The 1,652-nt window shown below is 60.0% G+C and carries 2 protein-coding genes; both read left to right on the forward strand.

The window, feature by feature from the left end:
• Positions 1-248 (forward strand): transposase domain-containing protein (locus EV691_RS23150; RefSeq protein ID WP_131302829.1); only part of this gene is annotated, 248 nt, incomplete at its 5' end.
• A gap of 105 nt (positions 249-353) precedes the next feature.
• A complete protein-coding gene (locus tag EV691_RS23155; RefSeq protein WP_131302831.1) occupies positions 354-1,379 on the forward strand; it encodes an IS110 family RNA-guided transposase in 1,026 nt (341 codons plus the stop codon).
• Positions 1,380-1,652: the final 273 nt, after the last annotated feature.

Raw genomic sequence — 1,652 nt, forward strand, 5'->3', positions numbered from 1 at the left:
ACAACAACCGTGCCGAACGGGCCATTCGGCCGTTCGTCATCGGGCGCAAGAACTGGCTGTTCAGCGACACGCCCAAAGGCGCGACGGCCAGCGCGCAGCTCTACAGCCTGGTGGAAACCGCCAGGGCCAACGGGCAGGAGCCCTACGCCTGGCTGCGCCACGTCCTCGAACGCCTGCCGGCAGCGCAAGGCGTCGAGGACTACGAGGCGCTGCTGCCGTGGAACTGCACTCCGACGGCGCCACTGTAAAAGACCGGCACGGCCGTCAACAGACGGGGTAATGAGATGGTCACCTCCACCCCCTGCCCCCTGCAAGGGCCATGCTTTCGCAGGGTATTTGGGGAGACCTTTATCATGAGCGATGTGGCGCTGGTAGGTATCGATCTGGGCAAGCACAGCTTCCACCTGCATGGTCAGGACCAATCCGGCCGAGCGGTTTTCCGCAAGAAGCTTTCACGCCAGCAGATGATGCGCTTCTTCGGCAATCTACCGGCCTGCACTGTGGTGATGGAGGCCTGTGCCGGAGCGCATTTCACTGCCCGGGAATTGAAGGGACTGGGGCATGATGCCAAGCTGATCTCCCCTCAGTTTGTCAGACCTTTCGTCAAGGGCAACAAGAACGACTTCGTGGATGCCGAGGCGATCTGCGAGGCGGCTTCCCGTCCAACGATGCGCTTTGTGACGCCCAAGACGGAAACCCAGCAGACACTTTCGGCATTGCATCGCCTACGGGAATCCCTGGTGCGAGATCGGACAAAAACCTCGAACCAGATGCATGGCTTTCTGTTGGAGTTCGGAGTCAGCCTGCCCAAGGGCCCGGCGGTCATGAGGCGCTTGCCGTCCGTGTTGGCAGAACGCGAGCTGCCAGCACGGCTGACCGAGCTGCTGCAGCGCCTGCATAAGCACTTTCTCTACTTGGACGGGCAGATTAGGGAGTTGGACAAGGAAATGGCCGACCAGCTTGCCGACGACGATCTGGGAAGTCGCCTGTTGAGTATTCCCTGCATCGGCCCAATCACAGCCAGTCTTCTGGCTACTGAAATGGGCGACGGCAAGCAGTACCGCTGCAGCCGCGATTTCGCCGCCTCTGTTGGTCTGGTTCCCAGGCAATACAGCACGGGAGGTAAAACCAATCTGCTGGGCATCAGTAAACGGGGCGACAAGAACCTCAGGCGACTGTTGGTCCAATGTGCCAGGGTTTACCTGCAACGGCTGGAGTACCAGCGCGGCGCTCTGGCCGAGTGGGTGCGTGGCTTGAAAGCTCGTCGCCATTCCAATGTGGTTGCCTGTGCCCTGGCCAACAAGCTGGCCCGAGTCGCCTGGGCAATTGCAGCCCACCATACGTGCTTTGAGACGGGGCCGGCCGCGTTGGTGGCCTGACTCCACTGTTACATCGTTATGCAGTACCCCGAACACCTTCCAGGTTTTGCGATAGTGAACCACTGATGATGTGAACGGCCCACCGGCCTGGCGAAGAACCTGCTCCATAAACCGGCTTTCGAAGCCGCCAGGGTTTTCAGGATTGCCAGGCGCGACTCTCATCATGGCGCGGGGCAAGCCCCAACCAGACGCCGGATAGATTTAGGCAAGCCAAACACCCATCGCTGGTCAGTATTGCAAAAACGGGGGTGACCATAGATTTATGGATCGCTT

It is taken from the genome of Azotobacter chroococcum, from assembly GCF_004339665.1.
Lineage (GTDB): Bacteria > Pseudomonadota > Gammaproteobacteria > Pseudomonadales > Pseudomonadaceae > Azotobacter > Azotobacter chroococcum.

Bases quoted from the DNA above. Each gene is read 5' to 3' on its own strand.
- EV691_RS23155 (WP_131302831.1), top strand. From the start codon at position 354: ATGAGCGATGTGGCGCTGGTAGGTATCGATCTGGGCAAGCACAGCTTC.